13 protein-coding genes and 1 pseudogene are annotated in these 15,838 nt (G+C 44.2%); 8 read left to right on the forward strand and 6 right to left on the reverse strand.

Going from position 1 to position 15,838, the window contains the following annotated elements:
* Positions 1 to 6: 6 nt before the first annotated feature.
* The 6 genes from L1D37_RS16535 (at position 7) to L1D37_RS16560 (ending at position 6,638) form a co-directional block, all read left to right on the forward strand.
* Positions 7 to 483, forward strand: a complete 477-nt coding sequence (locus L1D37_RS16535) for a DUF4381 domain-containing protein (protein ID WP_239848505.1) — start codon at positions 7 to 9, stop codon at positions 481 to 483.
* On the forward strand, positions 477 to 1,463 hold the full coding sequence (locus L1D37_RS16540) for a VWA domain-containing protein (RefSeq protein WP_239848506.1): 987 nt from the start codon (positions 477 to 479) through the stop codon (positions 1,461 to 1,463). Before L1D37_RS16535 ends, L1D37_RS16540 begins: the two co-directional genes overlap by 7 nt.
* Complete coding sequence (locus tag L1D37_RS16545) at positions 1,464 to 3,047, forward strand: VWA domain-containing protein (protein WP_239848507.1); 1,584 nt, start codon at positions 1,464 to 1,466, stop codon at positions 3,045 to 3,047.
* Complete coding sequence (locus tag L1D37_RS16550) at positions 3,047 to 4,354, forward strand: BatD family protein (protein ID WP_239848508.1); 1,308 nt, start codon at positions 3,047 to 3,049, stop codon at positions 4,352 to 4,354. The genes L1D37_RS16545 and L1D37_RS16550 overlap by 1 nt, the downstream gene beginning before the upstream one ends.
* A gap of 100 nt (positions 4,355 to 4,454) precedes the next feature.
* Entirely contained in the window at positions 4,455 to 4,832 is a 378-nt protein-coding gene (locus tag L1D37_RS16555; RefSeq protein WP_239848509.1) for a hypothetical protein, read from the forward strand.
* Between the two features lie 114 nt (positions 4,833 to 4,946).
* Entirely contained in the window at positions 4,947 to 6,638 is a 1,692-nt protein-coding gene (locus L1D37_RS16560; protein WP_239848510.1) for an alkaline phosphatase family protein, read from the forward strand.
* Between the two features lie 388 nt (positions 6,639 to 7,026).
* Here L1D37_RS16560 and L1D37_RS16565 read toward each other — a convergent pair.
* From L1D37_RS16565 to L1D37_RS16585, 5 genes and pseudogenes are all read right to left on the reverse strand, one after another.
* A pseudogene (locus L1D37_RS16565) lies at positions 7,027 to 8,462 on the reverse strand (IS1182 family transposase).
* 126 nt (positions 8,463 to 8,588) lie between these two features.
* Positions 8,589 to 9,632 (reverse strand): GMP reductase, encoded by a 1,044-nt coding sequence (locus tag L1D37_RS16570; protein ID WP_048659894.1) that lies wholly within the window; start codon positions 9,630 to 9,632, stop codon positions 8,589 to 8,591.
* Positions 9,633 to 10,508: 876 nt separating this feature from the next.
* Positions 10,509 to 10,946, reverse strand: coding sequence for a PAS domain-containing protein (locus L1D37_RS16575; RefSeq protein ID WP_017058076.1), 438 nt, complete (start codon positions 10,944 to 10,946; stop codon positions 10,509 to 10,511).
* A 1-nt stretch (position 10,947) separates the two neighbouring features.
* Positions 10,948 to 11,952, reverse strand: a complete 1,005-nt coding sequence (locus L1D37_RS16580; protein ID WP_010430576.1) for a response regulator — start codon at positions 11,950 to 11,952, stop codon at positions 10,948 to 10,950.
* 335 nt (positions 11,953 to 12,287) lie between these two features.
* Positions 12,288 to 12,533, reverse strand: a complete 246-nt coding sequence (locus L1D37_RS16585) for a hypothetical protein (RefSeq protein ID WP_017630837.1) — start codon at positions 12,531 to 12,533, stop codon at positions 12,288 to 12,290.
* Between the two features lie 224 nt (positions 12,534 to 12,757).
* On the opposite strand from L1D37_RS16585, the gene L1D37_RS16590 reads away from it, so the two are divergent.
* Positions 12,758 to 13,195 carry a Spy/CpxP family protein refolding chaperone gene (locus L1D37_RS16590; protein WP_239848511.1) on the forward strand — a complete coding sequence of 146 codons (438 nt, stop codon included), beginning with the start codon at positions 12,758 to 12,760 and terminating at the stop codon, positions 13,193 to 13,195.
* 158 nt (positions 13,196 to 13,353) lie between these two features.
* Here L1D37_RS16590 and L1D37_RS16595 read toward each other — a convergent pair whose 3' ends face one another.
* Positions 13,354 to 14,706 carry an MATE family efflux transporter gene (locus L1D37_RS16595; RefSeq protein WP_239848512.1) on the reverse strand — a complete coding sequence of 451 codons (1,353 nt, stop codon included), beginning with the start codon at positions 14,704 to 14,706 and terminating at the stop codon, positions 13,354 to 13,356.
* A 100-nt stretch (positions 14,707 to 14,806) separates the two neighbouring features.
* Between L1D37_RS16595 and L1D37_RS16600 the strand changes: the two genes are divergently transcribed.
* A complete protein-coding gene (locus L1D37_RS16600) occupies positions 14,807 to 15,778 on the forward strand; it encodes a LysR family transcriptional regulator (protein WP_239848513.1) in 972 nt (323 codons plus the stop codon).
* The last annotated feature ends 60 nt before the right edge of the window (positions 15,779 to 15,838 follow it).

Raw genomic sequence — 15,838 nt, forward strand, 5'->3', positions numbered from 1 at the left:
CATTTTATGGGTAATTTTACACAAGGCCAAATTGTCGAGTTTGGTAGTCATCTAGTAAAGCGAGCGGAATGGATTTCTCCGCCTCAAGCTATTTCGTGGTATCCACAAACGATCACGTGGCTGTTCATTGGGCTCACAAGCATCGTTGTGGTATTTGGCTATATTGCTCATCGTTATCACCAATATCTTAAGCGTACCTACTTACGCGAAGCTTGGGCGTTGTTTCAGAAATACGAACACGAACAGAACATTGCCGCTATTGCGCAGTTAATGAAGCAGCTAGCACATCAACACTGGCCTAAGTCCGATATCGGCACAATGACCAACCAGGAGTTTGCTCAATTCATATGTCAAAGCAGTGCTACCAAACTACATTCAGTGCTGGTCTCTCAATTAATGGAAAGCAGCTATCGCGCATCACCCACTCTTACAGATCTCGAGCGACAAGCGATCAGACGTTGGTTTAAGGAGGTGACATGTTAACCCTCACTTATCCTCTATTCAGTCTGCTGATTTTGCTACCTTTAGTGATTTTTCTGAGTCCCAAACACTTCACTCGTCAGACCGCACTGCGTTTTAGTCACTTCGATAAGTTAGTTAAAGTCACAGGTTCTAAACCAACTTCTGGCGCTGTGGTGATGTCACCTATTTGGTGGCAACGTCTTCTTATTGTGGTGACATACCTAAGTTTGGTTATCGCTGCAACAAAACCTGTTTGGCTAGGTGAGCCCGTTTCAATAGAAAAAAGTGGTCGTGAAATGATGGTAGCGGTGGATCTGTCTGGCTCAATGGAAGCTCGTGACTTTGTCGATCCAGATGGCATCAATGTTCGCCGAGTTGATGGTGTAAAACTTCTGCTCGACGATTTTCTAGTTCAACGTGAAGGCGATCGAATCGGCCTTATCGCTTTTGGTGATGATGCGTATTTACAAGCCCCATTTACTGACGATTTCTCTATTATCACCCAATTGCTCAATGAAATGGATGTTCGAATGGCTGGATCTGGCACTGCCCTCGGTGATGCGATTGGTGTGGCCGTTAATCATTTCGAACATTCAGACAGTGCCAATAAAGTTTTAATCCTCATGACAGATGGCCGCGATACCACCAGCAACTACCCCCCAATTGACGCTGCCCATTTTGCGGGTGAAAACGACATTACTATCTACCCCATTGCCATCGGTGATGCAACCAACGTGGGTGAAGATGGTATAGATCTCGATATGTTAGATCGTATTGCCAATTATACCGGTGGGCAGGTATTTGAAGCGCTCAATGGGCAAGATTTAGTAGACGTGTATAAAGCACTTAACGAACTTGAAGAAACGCTTTTTGATAGCTACACCATTCGACCAAAAGTAGAACTCTATTACTGGCCACTTATTGTCAGTTTATCGCTCAGCCTATTGGCGCTAGTTATTGCTGCGCTGCGCGGGCAAAGTAATATGAATAAGGAGATATAAATGGCTGAATTTCATTTCATTCGACCATGGTTACTTTTGTTAGCCATTCCTTTAGGCATTTTGGTCTATGTCCTCAAGAGAAAAGTAGACAACAGTGAACGGCTTCCTATCGCCGCTCACCTGTTGCCATTTCTCAATGCAGGAGAAAGCCAAACGCGTTGGTTTTCTCCTCAGAACTTGCTACCACTTTTCCTAGGTCTGCTGACTATCATTGTGGCAGGTCCAACATGGCAGCCAGAACCTGATACCCACGCAAAAAACCAATCGCCGATTCTATTTGTGGTTGATTTATCACGTTCAATGGGTGAGTCCGATATTGCACCAAGTCGCCTTGAAAATGCTAAATTGAAGTTATCCGACCTATTAGAGTACAAATCTGATGGGATTATTGGTGCGTATGTCTATGCTGGCAGCGCTCATATGCTCATTCCACCGACAGATGATCGGGAAGTGCTTGAACTGTATCTTTCTTCTTTATCAACAAACCTCGTCCCTAGACAAGGGAAAAACCTGCCAGCTGTCCTGGATCAGATTGCCCAGCAACAGACAGAGAGTAGCATCCCAGCAAGCATTGTCGTTGTAACAGACAGCCTCGATAACAGTGCTGCTCAAGCCATAGAGAATTATGAACGTACCTACAGTGATCAAATGATCGTTTGGAAATTTGGTTACAACGAAACTGTCGGTTCTCCCTCGGATGTCCGTCTAATTCAAAGTACTCCTGACCATAGCGACGTTCAAAGTATTAGCCGATGGATAGACAGCTTCAGTTACTTTGATCCAATGGATGAAGATATACAATGGCAAGAAGCCGGATTTTATCTCGTCTTCCCTGCTCTGCTGTTTAGTTTACTTTGGTTTCGCCGAGGCTGGAGTATCCGTTGGGTTCCTAGCGTATTGATCAGCATTGTTGCTCTCAGTGCCTTTCAACCAAGCCCGGCTTTAGCAAAGTCGTCGACTGATCTCACCACGTGTGATTCACTGTCAATGAGGCTCTTCCTCACGCCAGATCAGCAAGGACAATGGTTTTATAATCAAGGCAATTATGCATGTGCTGCACAAGCCTTCATCGATCCTGATTGGAAAATTGAATCCCTCATGCGCAATCAGCAGTGGGAATGGGCGCTGACCATGCTCAACAATCAGCCGGACTCTCTCGAAAAACGCTACAAAGTGGCTCTTGCTTATTTGCATATTGACCGTTTTCGTTCATCAGAGCGTTGGTTTGAACAAGTATTAGAATTAGACCCACAGCACCCACAAACACTTCACAACCTTGATTTACTTGAAGAGATTTTCGACCTCATGGCTGATCGTGCGCAAGGCCAAGGCACCGCCGGAGAGGACATGACTGCCGATGTCATTTCCACACTAGAAGAAGATATGGGAATTGAAGAACCTGAAGACAAAATTGAAGTCATCAACAGTGCAGATTTAATGGCAGAAGAGCATTTGACTAAAATTTGGCTGGAGCAAGTTAAATCCAACCCTGAAGTGTTCCTTCGCAATAAGTTCTCTATTCAACTGCAGCAAATAGACAAACCCGTTTTGGTCGGCGAGCACACCCAACAGGAGGTGAAGTAATGGGCACGTTCAAACGTTTCATCGATGATATAGGGACCGCCATCGCTTTTGGCATGATACTCATGGCAAGTTTAAGTGCTCAAGCATCCATCTCTACAAATGATCCACTGTCGCTTGCATCTTCTCAACCGCCAAACACAGTGAATACGCAGTACCATGCCCGCTGGGCTCTAGGTAGTGAAACCTTTACAGAGAGGCAACGCCATACCGTTTTCCTAGAACTTCTCAGTGACGCAGCCATTACTGATGTCATCAACGTTGAAACGATTTCAGCCAAAGATCTCTTTTTTGAGCAAACCACCACATTTTGGCAATACACTAGGCCAACAGAAAACGGCAAACGTGTTGAAAAAGCAGCATTAAAGTTAGAACTATTTCCAGCTAAACCTGGAGAGTTCACTTTACCAGGTATCAACATCACCCTTGGCCGTAGTGACAACGTGGTTACTATTCCAACACAGCCATTGAAGATCACGGTAAAAGCACTTCCTGAGGCTGCGAAAGGTAAGATTACCTCTCCTAACGTCACAGTAGAGCAAACTGTCAGTGACGTAGAGATCACTGAAGGCGGCGCGGTAACCCGTTCAGTCTCTCTCAATGTTGCTGATTTGCCGGGGCACTATATTTCAGAACTGCCATTGATTAACCAGATTGAAGACGTTGAAATTCGTACTGGCAATAGCCAAACGACAACCCAAACATTCCGCGCAGATATGACTGGCACACGCATTACAGATATTCACTATCGATTTGTTCACAAAGGGCAATACACCCTACCTGAACTGTCATTCCAGTGGTGGAACACAACAAAACGTAAAGTAGAGAAAATTTCGCTGCCAGCCATAACGGTGGAGGTCAACTCTGCACCACCTTTGCCTTTGGATCAGCGTATTGAGCTATGGAGTTCAAATATAAAGCTGTGGTTGGAAGAACAACGTAAAACACTCATTTTAGGGTTGTTAGTTGTGCTTGGCTTATGGCGTTTACGTTTTAAGTTTTCTCACTTATGGAAAGTGTTAAAAGTGCAGAATCAAACTGCCCTTCACTCTTCTTTTGTAAAACGCTTAATAACCATTTTTTGGGTTGCTGTAGGGACAAAAAAATGTGCCAGCCAAGCACTTTATCAATGGTTTTCATATCATGGAATTTATGACCTAAACCATTACCCAACACTGAAAAATGGCATCCGTACTAACAAACAAGGTCAGTGGCATTTAAAACGCTGCATAGTTGTTTGGGTGTTAACGAATGAAGTCAGACAACAATGGCGAGTAAAGTACCGATTAAAGCCGATCAATCCTGCGTAAATTCGTAAAGCTAGGACTAGGGAAAGTCCTAGTTAATCTCTTTTAGTAATCAATGTAATGTTTGAGTTACTTACACGGTCAACCACAAAGAGTTGTTAATATGAAATTTAACAAAATCCTATGTTTTTTTGCCGCATTAACCTGCACGAATGCACTTGCAAAAGATACCGCTACGCCTGAAGCAGAAGAAAAGCGGCCAAACAAACCATTCGTTATTACTGGGGATGAAATTCAACCACTCTCAGATACTCACTGGCGAATTAAAGTCTCCTACGCAGAAGCCGTCAAAGTTCGTTGCATCGCGTTTGATGAAAAAGAACAAGCCGTTGCAATCGATTCTATCGCTGTGATTCCGCCTTTTTCTGTGTCTGATATGTATACACGAGAAGACGATGGCAAGATCGAGGAAGTAAAATGTTGGATCACCAGTACCCGCTCGGAAGATCTAGCCAAAGACTACATTCGTCATGATACTTAGAATGCACCAAAGCAGTTAGTGATTGGACACGATTACAGCATGCAGTGATGAATCTGAACGTAGAGAGAAAAGCTCGTTTTGGAGCGTAACCATATCGAAAACTGGATTAACAATATGAAGAACTTTGTCGTTAGTACCCTTGCACTCAGCATGTTATTTTCTTCAGGTACTGTCATCGCAAACGAAACCCAGCCAAAACTCATTCTGCAGCTTACCGTTGACGCGCTGCGTGGTGACTTACCCAATCGATTTAAACACAATTTTGGTGAAGGTGGTTTTAGGCTGCTCTTAGATGAGGGCGTTCACTATACGAATGCACACTACCAACATGCGAACACAGAAACGATTGTAGGACACGCAGCCCTTGCTACAGGCGCACCTCCCGCAGTAAACGGCATGATTGGTAATGTATGGTACGACCGAACTCAAGAACGTGTGGTGTACAATATCGAGGATACTAACTACAACTTATTGGCAATCGATGCTGACATCGATCAATCAACAGAGATCGATTCTACCCAACGCGCAGCACAAGGCGATGGTCGGTCACCGTTAAATATCCACACTTCTACAATTGGAGACGAAATTGTTAAAGCCTATCATGGTAAGTCTCGCGCCTTTTCTGTCTCTTTTAAAGACAGAGGGGCTGTGTCTTTAGGCGGTGAATTAGGCAAAGCTTTTTGGTTCTCTAAATCTGCCGGCGCATTTGTAACGAGTGATTATTACTACGACAAGAACCCAGCTTGGGTTGACGAATGGAATGCCAAGGATTTTACTCAACAGTACAGCGGTAAGCGATGGGAACTCACTCTACCCCAAGAAAAGTATCTATTTTCTGATGATGGTGATGTCGAATATAAAATTGACTTAGCCAATTTTAGTCGTAGTTTCCCTCACCCTTATGGCCCTGCTAACTACCCATACTTCACTACACTATTGAGCTTAAGCCCAGCAGGCGATGAGATCGTTGCAGATTTTGCAAAATCTGTCATTGACTCAGAAAGTTTAGGTCAAGGTGAATACCCCGATTACCTTTCGGTTAGTTTCTCAGCGACTGATTATGTCATCCATATGTATGGCCCTTCTAGTATCGAGGCAGAAGACAACCTAATACGTCTTGACCGTACATTAGAGGATCTATTCGCTCATGTGGACAAAATGGTTGGGCTTGATAACACACTTATAGTGTTGTCAGCGGATCACGGAGCCCCTGACGTCCCGGGCTACGTGAATGCGTTAGGTGGGAATAAAGCTGACTATTTTGGCATTGAAAAAATGAAACAGTCAGGCGTTTTTGAAGTGGTAAAGAAGCGTTTTGGATTAGGTGAGGATGTTGTTCGCCAATATGCCGATCCCTACCTATACCTGAACCATGAACTGATTGAATCAAAAGGCTATAAAGTGTCAGAGGTTCAGACTGTTATCGCCCGCGCATTAGAAAACATCGATGGTATTAATCAAACAATTACGGCGACAGATATTATGAAAGGTCAACTTTCAGATACGCGTATTAATCGACTAGTGGCTAACAACCATCACCCCACTCGTTCTGGAGATATCTATGTGGTTTACAACCCAAATGTTTACATCAACAACTTTGATGGTTTGAAAGTAGCTTCAGTTCACGGGTCTCCATGGCGCTATGATACTTTCGTTCCTATCTTTTTTGCAGGAATGGATATCAAAGGTGCTAAAGTTCACCGGGAAGTCACCCCTTATGATATCGCGCCAACTATCTCTCAATTTATGGAAATCAACTTTCCGTCAGGTTCGACAGGAAGCGTACTCACAGAGGTCGTTCCTTAACCCATAAGTTTCAGTTATGAGATACGTAGCGGATAAGAAAGCCTGGCCACATGGCTAGAGAATTTGTCATTAGAAAAAACAAGTCAAATTGTACAACTTAAAGTCAGGTTCAATCTTGCTCTGGCGCACTTTGGAACATAAATGTGTTGGGTGAACGTCTAGCATTCAAACAACTCATACTCGTGTTTTTTTGCATCACGTACTCGATAGGTTCGGCTTCCCATCGGAACACCAGTACTTAATATCATCCATGTAAAATCCAACCGGTTCTACCGTAAATTCCAAAAAAAGAGCCGCTAAAAAGCGGCTCAGATTGCTGACGAACCCCGCTTTTTAGCGGGGTTCTCTTTTAGTAAGCGACCGTTAGGGAGCGATCGAGATTTTTTACTTATTGAACAACATGACGTCTCAAAGCATTATTTTGACTCCAGAACGCCAACATTCGCCTTATTTGAGCCCTTTTAACCCCATTTTTTGCAGATAACTCATCACTAGAGCTATCTTCTTGATATTTTGCGCAGCGCTCGCCATCCAACATTGCATTTGTACTTTCGCCAAGCTGCGGAAGCGAGCATAGCGATGACCATGGTGTTGCTTTGCATCTGCGAAGCTCCGTTCTGCCGTCTCACTTCGACGCCGATAAGTTTTCCGACCGTAAGGCGATAGTCGCATCATATTTGCTCGCTCAACAGCATCACTGTCGATATGCCTCGTCACCACTTTCTTCATATTTTGACTCTTCGTGCAGTCATTTCGAACTGGGCAGAACGCACATTGCTTTGGGTCTGAGTGATACTCTCGGTACCCGCCTCCAGTTGTTGTCTTGTAATTAAGTTCTTGGCCCGCAGGACATAAATAGGTGTCCGTCTCTTTCTTGTACTTGAAGTGCTTTTTCTTATAGGTGTTTTGTGTTCTTGGTGGGCGGCGATAGCCGAACACACCTAAGATGTTTCGGCGCTCTAAACACTCAGCAACAGGAGCTGTGAAGTAGCCAGCGTCTAGACCCACTGCTACTGGGGTTAGCTTGAAGCGTTCTAAGGTATGGTCAAGGCGTTGGATATAAGGTTACGAGTCGTTGATATTCCCTGCACTCGCATAGGTATCGAGTATGATGCCATGCTTCCCATCCACGGTTCGATAGTCAAGATAGAAGAAGCCTTGTGGCTTATTATCCCGTGTCATGAAGCCACTCTCTGGGTCCGTTGTACTGACTTTAGTGTTCTTCACTTTAGGCTCTGCTTTTGTAGGCTTTAGTGGACGCTTTCCTTCTTCACATCGCTCTACCGCGACATCCTCATTAAGCATATCTAGGTAAGCACCAGCTCTAACCTGGCGTTCTTCATTGCTGTGCTTATTCTTGTTTGCATTGGCTTTAAGGTGAGTGCTGTCGGTAAATAATTCACGGCCATCTACTAAGCCTTTCTCCATCGCTTGGATAACGATGTTAGCGAAAATGCGTTCAAATATATCGGTGCCATTGAAGCGACGAATACGGTTTTGACTGAGTGTTGAGGCATGGATGACTTTCTCGGTTAGAGACATTCGAAGGAACCAACGGTATGCGACATTCACTTCGATTTCTTTAACTAGCTGTCGCTCGCTTTTCACCCCAAAAATGTAACCAAGCAGGATGATTTTAAATAAGCGAACAGGGTCGACAGGTGGTCGCCCGTTATCTTTGCAGTAGAGGTGAGCCACTTCGTCTCTGATGAACTCAAAGTCGATAGCGCTATCAATTTTGCGAACAAGATGGTCTTGGGGAACAAGCTGTTCCATGGTCACCATTTCCAGTTCATATTGTTGTGGAGAAGGTTCTTGAAGCATATCGGAGCATCCATATTTCGATACTCCTATTAGATCAAAGGTCTAGCTCGAAAGCTAGACCTTTGTCATCAGTCTGAGCCATTAAAAAGCGGCTCTTGATTTTCAAACTATTCGAATTCGTTCAGATTACTCTTTACCGAATACGTTGTTCTCTTGCTCTTGCACACGGATGAAAGTCGTACGCTTAGTTAGCTCTTTAAGCTTTGCTGCGCCTACGTATGTACAAGTTGAACGTACACCACCAAGGATGTCAGAAATTGTGTTGTGAACTGAACCACGGAACGGAAGTAAAACAGTTTTACCTTCTGCAGCACGGTACTTAGCAACACCACCTGAGTGCTTGTCCATAGCAGACTGAGATGACATGCCGTAGAACTTCATGTATTGCTTACCGTCTTGCTCTACAACTTCACCGCCTGACTCAGAGTGACCCGCTAGCATTCCGCCTAGCATTACGAAGTCAGCACCGCCGCCGAACGCTTTAGATACGTCACCCGCACATGAACAGCCACCGTCACCGATGATCATGCCGCCAAGGCCGTGTGCCGCGTCGCCACACTCGATGATTGCAGAAAGTTGAGGGTAACCTACACCTGTTTTAACACGAGTAGTACAAACTGAACCAGGGCCGATACCAACCTTAACGATGTCTGCGCCCGCTAGGATTAGTTCTTCAACCATGTCACCTGTTACAACGTTACCAGCAGAGATAACTTTGTTCGGGAATTCTGCACGTACTTTTTGTACGTACTCAACTAGGTGCTCTGAGTAGCCGTTAGCGATATCAATACAGATAAATACGAAGTCTTCGCTAAGTGCCATGATTTGCTTAGTTTTCTCAAACTCAGCTTCAGATGTACCTGTTGATACAAATACGTTGTTCAGTGTTTTCTTGTCTGCTGTTTTAGCGAACTCAGCCCACTGCTCTACTGTGTAGTGCTTGTGTACTGCAGTCATAACACCGTGCTCTGCTAGAGCAGCTGCCATTTCAAAGCTTGCTACCGAATCCATGTTAGCTGCAATTACTGGAGTACCAGACCATTGACGACCGCTATGCTTGAATGTAAAATCGCGGGTTAATTCAACTTGAGAACGGCTTTTAAGGGTAGAACGCTTCGGACGGAAGAGTACATCTTTGAAACCTAACTTAAGTTCTTGTTCGATACGCATGGTGTTTTCCTTGATTCATAAAATTATGTGTCTCTCGCGAAATGCGTAGTAAAACCGTTGGCAGACGAGTTTACTTTTCTTCGGACACAAAAAAACCGGAGCGTTGGCAGACGCTCCGGTTTTCAGCATTATAGGTCGTGATTTAGTAACAGCAAGTCTGATATTTCATTTTTTTTTGTGCTATCCTCTCGAAGATTCCATATCTGGTAAAACCTCCCAAGCAACACTTCCCTACTAAATTCTTACTAATTAATAACTTAGCGAACCAATCACGCAAACGCTGTCGGTTTATTGCGCAATCGTTTTCCTCTCTTTTTCACACAATATCGCCTTCATTAAGCAAATATGTGAAGAAAGTGCCTCGAGATCACATAAAAATCACACTTTTCTCCAACAAAAAAATGCCTTTTTTCTTAAATAAATTCGATTTTTTCCAAATTTTTTCTGTTTTCGTCCAAATTCGACAAACTCATCGTGCCTTTAGTTAAACTCACCTAAGAGAAACACGCTTCAATGCACTCGGTTTTGAAGGCAAGGTTCATTTGATTTCGGCAGTCTAAAGCACACGCTCTATTAAAAGCCCCCTAAAAAGCCAAACTTTATAAACCACTCACGGCCTAAATCATGCTTCTTTGTCGCCTTACCGTTCTCTCAATCGAAATTCTTGAGCAAAAAGCCTCGAACAAAAAGAGTTTGCTGAGGTGGTGAGCTGTGTAAATGAAGGAAATTTGCAATAAGCAGACGAAAAGATCGAAACCTTTAAGGTCAATTGAAGAATAGAAAGCAAAAAAATGGCTAAGGTGATTTACCTTAGCCATTTTATTCGATGTTTGGATTGCTCTTTTAAAGCTATTAAACCAACGCCTAGAAGATGTATTAGCCCTTTTGAGACATCAGCGCTTCTGCCGTTGCATCCTGAATAGACAAGAACAATGAGGTGACTTGGCCTGTTGGCGAGCGCATTGGGTTAAGCGTGACGTTCTGATACATGAAATCGGCTTGTTGAGTTACAGGCCTAACGTTACGACACTTAAACAGATAAGGCCTTTGTTGCCATGTAATGAAGCTACGACAGCCTAAATCATAAACGGGCTTGGTTTTGAGCCTAAACCACTCTTCAGGGATCTCAGGGAACAGTTCAAAGATAGATTTACCAATAGCATCATGCGATTGCTTACCGCTATGGTGCGTCATGAAGCCATTCCAAACTTGTACCTGAAAGTCACGGTTGATGACCACCAGCCCCATATCGACGTTTTGAACCATGTCCACCATCCAGTGGAACTGTTCAAATTCAGCAGGAAGATTCAGCATATTAAAACTCCTCCATTAGGTAGGCCAATTTGTTGTCTAGAAGAGGCAGAGATTCGTCAACGAACATAAACAGAAGGTCACAACGGATAGAAGTGCCATCAATGTTATAGCTGACTTCGAAGGTCATGGTCTTCTTGAACGAGCCACTGGTATTCTCAATCACAGAATCAATCGAGATGTGTTGCCCAAGCAGAACAGGCGAACTCTGGAAGAAGCGAACCTCAGATTGCTCCCCTAACCCGTTAAGGAAAGAACCAACGAGAATGTTCGACACATCCATCAGCAGTTCTAGTTCTTCAAGCTGTTCGCTTTCGGTTGGCACCTTCATGAGCTTCTTAAGATCGCTCACGCTGGAGTCACTCAATAATACTAATGCTTCTCCTGCGATGCCTTCTCCGCTGAAGCCTTGGCAAACACCCGATACTTGGTCGTTGTCTGCTAGGTCACGAAGTGCCATGTGCAATTCACTCACTTCAAAGATGTTCACGTTCGGCAATGGTAAGTGCACAAATACATTAAAGTGGCGCGCTAATGCATCGGCTGCACGGCCTATCGCAACGTTCGCGACTTCCATATAGATGTCACGTCGGCGAAGTATCGGGAGTTCTAAAGGTGAAGGCGTAATGAGCTGAGGCTGTTTTGGCGGCTCAACATGCTCACGTAAAATGGCTTTTAGCGCTTCTTTATCAATCGGCTTTTGCAAAAACGCTTTAGCACCAAGGTCCATGACCTTCTGCTGCGCTTTTGGTTGGATATCACCAGAAACCACCACAACAGGTGTGGTATCACCTAAACGTTGCATCTCTTCCAATGTGCCATAGCCATCTAATTCCGGCATGGTGAGGTCGAGGAACATCAGTTTGAACTGGTTTTGAGCGAGCTCTTCAAGTGCATTAAGCCCATGAACAGCAAAAGTTATATCTGCATTTAGAGAACTAGGCAGTGATCGAGCCATCTGCTTCCTTGCTAACGCAGAATCATCACATATAAGAACTGGGAACGACATAAATGCACCACCGAAAAATCAAAGCTAATTCGGACGAGTGTAACAGATCATTATGGTATCAGGTACGGGGTGAATGGATTTATGTGTAGATTATTAGTAAGAATGATGAAACAAGTGGGTAAGCTATTATCTCGCATTATTCTTTATGAAAAACAATATGCTACAAAGACAATAGCAACTCAATATTATTGAGTATTAGCACTATTTTATTAAATGGTAGCCTTAATAAGTGAGTTTATTAAGGCTTGGTTTACTCATGCATTTATCGCTTCGATATATCCAACACGTGAGAGCTAATGCCAGGTATCTTATACATCAAAGCAAATACAAAAAAGCTAGAACTGATAGGTAGGCCATAGGATCAACAATGCAAAACGGATAATCACGGCAAAAACCAATAATGCGATACCGAGTCGGTACCATTTGTATTCCGCAATATTCATTGGGATACGCTTGTAGAACATCGTAATTACGCCTTTCCAATCACTACTGCGTCTTCCGTACTGCATCATACTCGTCAAAACAAACAGTGCGCCAAGCACTAGCATCCCTTTTTCAGCCCAGAACAATCCAACTTCCATTTGTGTAATCCTTGATAAAACGGTGAGCAACTCAAATCATTCTAGTCACCTTTTAGCTCGGTTTCTGTAAGACCAAGGTCTAACCTGCTTCCCTGTCTATCTTCTTCTTTGCTTATCCGGATGAGCAGCTAGGCGTGAAGCAAGCTTAGTTAACTGAACAGCGTGTTCATATCGAGTTCAGCTTGCTCACCTATACTCTTATTTCCACTAACAGGAGAAACTCAATGAAATCACTGAAAAAGTCGCTTTGTGTATTAACTGCTTCAGCTTTACTCGTTACTGCTCCGTTTGTGAGTGCGTCATCACCACAACAACCGCCACAGCCAGCCCTTAGCCCACTGCAAATGGTTATTGCTTCTTTGAATCTAACTGAAGAACAACAAGCGGAAGTGTTCACTCTTGTGCAAGATTATCAATCCGATAGAACTGAAATTGATATGGATAGTGCGATAGAACTTAAGAAAAAGCAGATAGCCTTAGTGACTCAACCTGAGTTTGATGAAGCTGAGATGGAAACGGTCATCGACACGGTTCAAGCCACTGAGAAGTCGATGGTGATGCAAGAAATGCGTCTTAAGAACAACATCTATAACGTATTAACTGAAGAGCAAAAAGAGCAATTTAAGACGATGATGAAGTCAGCGCTCTCTGGTGGAAAATAGTTTGGTGAGAGAATTTGGTAGAGAGTTACCTGGTAATAAGTCATCTGGTAGAAACTAGCTGCCCCTAATCCTGATATTGATTCACTCCCCCCCAAGAATCAATTGAGATAAACAAAAGCCACAGACTTTGCTGTGGCTTTTTTGCGTTTCAATAAAGCTTAAGAATAAGCTGAACAATCTAAGTCTGGTGTCTTGCTACTCTTGTTTAGAACGACCATCAAATGGATAAGCAGCAGAATGCCTGTCACACCTAGGCCAACGCCGATCCCGCCCCAGATCCCTGCTAGCTCGAATTTCGGCATGAAGTACCAAGCAGCCGGCAGGCCAAACATCCAGTAACCAATGGCTGTCATCACCGTTGGCATAGAAACAATCTTCATCCCTCTTAGCAGGTTAATCGCCAGTAGTTGCCAAGCATCAACAATAAAACACAGTGCAACAACCCAGATAACCGAAGCCAATAGCGATGTCATTGCGCCAGTGCCATCATCCAACTTGAATATAGACGCGATCATTTCAGGCCAAATGATGAACACGGCAGACAAGGCGACACTCAACACTGACACCAATATAAAGCTTTGAATCGAGGTTCTTTTGATGCCTTCGTAGTTGCCTGCGCCATAATCACGGCCTACTAAAATTGCGGCAGCTTGCGAGAAACCGAAGTTGAAGTTCCACGTAAAGCTTAAGCATTGCAGCAAGATTTGGTGTAGCGCCAGAGAGGCAATACTGATCGTACCCGCCATCAAAGTGCCACCATAAATCAAGCCGTGCTCAAGTAACGCTGCCAAGCCGATAGGTAGACCCATCAACAACAACGGACTCATCAGCTTAATGGAGTACTCTTCGGTATTGAGCCAAGGGGCGAATTGTTTGAACTCATCACGCTTGAACACCCAAACCGTGTAGCCAACCATCACGATAAATGCCGCGATAGCCGTACCTAAGCCTAAGCCTGTTAAGCCCATATCTAACTGGAACGTGAGGAAGTAGCTGACGGGTACATTCAAAATCACAGTGATAATCGACATCACCAGAATAGAACGCACGTTACCAAACGCACTGGTTAAGCCACGCAGCACCAACAAGATAAGCGAAGGCAACATCACCCATTTTAGGGCGTGCACATATTCCATCGCTAAGGTGATCACTTCTTGAGGTTGTTTAGCCGCCTCCAATACAAGTGGCGCAAACCAGAAACTCGCCATTAAGGTCACGCTAAGCACGAACGCCAACATGGTTGCACCTTTCACGGCCAATCTAATCTGAGTATTACCAAACTCTGGCCGTGCGACACGCTGACCATAAGCAATAGCGATCAGGTTTGCGACACAACCGACTGTGCTACTCGCAATAATAAAGATGAAGAAGTAGATAGAGGCACCTAAGCCACCAGCCGCAAGGGCTGATACGCTGATTCGCGACATCATCCAAACATCAGTAAGGACTAAAGCCATGGATATCAGCTGTGAAATGATCAAAGGGAATGCAAGAGTGAGTATTTTTTTCATGAGCGCCTCAGGTAATTTCGCCCAAAATACGATCGATGGGGCTGGCGTTCAATTGATAAATTTGCGACTCTAGCATTCCAAAAACTCATGTGAACGAATTATGACCCCATATCCTAGCTTGCCATCCTCCCATAATGGCTTAAAAGCCTTCGAAGCGGCTGCAAGGCTGATGAGCTTTACGTTGGCTGCCGATGAACTCAACGTGACACAGAGTGCGATCAGCCGTCAGATCAAACAGCTTGAAGATGAGCTGAACGCATCTTTGATCATTCGTAAGCATCGAGCGATTGAATTAACGGTGCAAGGTCATGATTTGTATGTTGCTTTGCGTGAAAGCTACGGCAATATCGAATCCGTTATCGCTTCTTGGAGTGAGCCGAAACAGAAACGCATAGTAATCAAAGCAACCCTGAGTTTTGCTACGCGCGTGTTGATCTCTAAGGTTCGTGAATTAAACGAGCGTTACCCAGATTACGAGATCGTGATCGTTCCTGTGATTGAAGAAGATGAAGCGATTAACAGCAGCGAATACGACTTGTTGATCTTCCACACTCGATTCAAAAAACGCTATGACAACGCGCCTGACATCACTTTTTTGCGTGAAGAGTTCATGGCTCCAGTCTGCTCCACGAGCTTAACGAATGCAGTTGGTTTGACTAAGAAAGATACCGACCTCGACTCGATCTTAACCATGCCAAGGCTTCACCCAACCTTAGATCACCATGATTGGAAAGTATGGCTAGCTGATGTCGAATCGCCTCCGAAAAAGCCCGTGAGAAATACCAGCTTCTTGTCTTTGGATATGGCTCTCAGTGCCTGCTTATCCGGTGAAGGCGTCACGGTCACGGATCTGCTATTGGTTTTGCAGGATCTACAACGCGGTTTCTTATATTGCCCAGAGAATGCCAAGATCCAGAACAGTGCTTGGACCTATTTCATCCACCAGCGCACTCACTCACCTGTGATCAGTGGTTTGATTGATTGGCTTAACATAGAGACAGCGAAAGAGATCGAATTGTTGAAAGCACTATCCCACCAAAATCATTGGTCTGGTGTCATCCAAGATCATTAAGGGATCTGTGCCTAAGATTTAGAAATCGCATTAACCTTATCATTTATAACGTTTATTTAT

The organism is Vibrio sp. Isolate33, assembly GCF_022397895.1.
Taxonomy (GTDB): domain Bacteria; phylum Pseudomonadota; class Gammaproteobacteria; order Enterobacterales; family Vibrionaceae; genus Vibrio; species Vibrio pomeroyi.